Source organism: Aminivibrio sp. (assembly GCF_016756745.1).
Lineage (GTDB): Bacteria > Synergistota > Synergistia > Synergistales > Aminobacteriaceae > Aminivibrio.
The window spans coordinates 1-1,984 of record NZ_JAESIH010000057.1; the positions used below are offsets into that span (position 1 = coordinate 1).

Here is a 1,984-nt window from a genome sequence, read left to right on the forward strand (position 1 = left end):
TTCGGCCACTTTTTCGGGCAGTTCGTATTCCTCCTTGCAGGCGGAACACAAATTCCGGACGAGTCTCTGCGCTATGACCGTGAGCAGCGAGGACGACACGAGGAAGGGCTGGATGCCCATGTCGATGAGCCGTATGGCTGCGCTGGGGGCGTCGTTGGTGTGGAGGGTGGAGAGGACAAGGTGCCCGGTGAGGGCGGCCCGGATGGCGAGCTGGGCCGTTTCTCCGTCCCGGATTTCTCCCACCATTATCTTGTCCGGGTCCTGCCGGAGGATGGACCGGAGGGTGTTGTTGAAGGTGAGGCCCGCTCGTTCGTTGACCTGGACCTGGCCGATGCCGAAGATGGTGTATTCGACCGGGTCCTCCACGGTGACCACGTTGACTTCCGGCCTGTTGACCTGTTCGAGGACGGAGTAGAGGGTGGTGGACTTTCCGCTTCCCGTGGGTCCGGTGACGAGGACGATGCCGTAGGGGGCGTTGCAGATCCCGTCGACGAGGAGCTTGTCGTCCGCGTCGAGACCGAGCTTGGTGAGGCCGACCATGGCGTTGCCCTGGTCGAGGATACGGATGACGATCTTCTCCCCGTAGATGGTGGGCAGGGAGGAGACCCGGAGGTCAACCCTGCGGCCGAGGACTTTTATGAGAATCCGGCCGTCCTGGGGGCGACGTTTTTCGGAGATGTCCATGGCGGACATTATTTTCATTCGGGAGGACACGGCCGGGTGCAGGTGCTTGGGGAAGTCAAAGGCGTTGAAGAGCTGGCCGTCGATGCGGTACCGCACCCGGGTGTTCTTTTCGAAGGGCTCGATGTGGATGTCGGAGGCGCCTTCCCTTACCGCCTGCTCGATGACCTGGTTCACCAGCTGGATGACCGGGGCGTCGTCGGGATTGGCCTCGCCCATTGCCTGGGTGAGGTCGAGATCGCTTGCGGCGGTGTCCATGAGTTCGAGGCTGGCGTCTTCCATGGATTCCTGGATGCTGTAGAGCCGTTCGAGGTTCCGGTCGATCTCCGACGGCGAGGCGATGCCGACTTTAATTTCCATGCCCGTGATCATGCGGATTTCATCCTGGGCTATGATGTCCAGCGGGTCGGACATGGCAACCAGGAGGGTGTTCCCGTCTTCCACTGAAAGGGGTATGGCGTGGAGGCGCCGGGCCACGTGTTCCGGAACCATCCGAAGAGCTTCGGGCATGGGGCGGTACCGGGAGAGGGAGTATACCTGGAGCTTGAGGAGGGCGCTCAGCGCGTCGAGGAGTTTCCCCTCGGTGAGGGAACCGTTCTTGACCAGCGTCTCACCTAGCCGCAGACCGGTGGTTTTCTGTTCGGCAAGGGCCTGAGCGAGCTGTTCCGACGTAATGCTTCCCGATTCAACAAGAAGATCTCCCAGTCGTGGCGTTTTGGTCATTTGATCTACCGCCCAGCGTTGTTGGATAGTTTCAATGCAATGATGATAACGTAAGAATCGGGATTATACAACGTGATACGTCAGAAATGTGGCGGATATTATTGCTGTACAGTTTGTTTATTTAAGGAGTTTTGAGGAAGAAGTAGAAGGGCGATCCGGGGGCGAACATACAATTGATTTCAGCCTGAGAGCAAGTTTTGGCCAAGGAAAACAAAGCGATGTCGTACTGAGCGAAGCGATCGTGGAGCATTCCCAAAGGGGGAGGATCTCGGGTTTGCCCTTGCCTGTCGTCCTGAGGGCGGCTCCACGCCCGATCGCGCAGCATCCCGAGCATAGCGAGGGGAGGGCCTCGCCTTGTCGTCCTGAGGCCGGGTTCATGGCCGAATGGACCTCGCCTTGTCGTCCTGAGGCCGGGTTCATGGCCGAATGGACCTCGCCTTGTCGTCCTGAGGCCGGGTTCATGGCCGAATGGACCTCGATTTTAAGGCCCTTCAGGAGCAAAAACCAGATCCTTCGGGTGGTAGTACAACCCTCAGGATGACAAACAAGGGCAAGATCCTCCGGCCATGACCACGGCCTC

At 59.3% G+C, this 1,984-nt stretch carries 1 protein-coding gene; it reads right to left on the minus strand.

The window, feature by feature from the left end; genetic code table 11:
• Positions 1 to 1,404, minus strand: a 1,404-nt coding sequence (locus JMJ95_RS09370) for an ATPase, T2SS/T4P/T4SS family (protein WP_290684780.1), incomplete at its 3' end; no start/stop codon positions are given.
• Positions 1,405 to 1,984 lie beyond the last annotated feature (580 nt).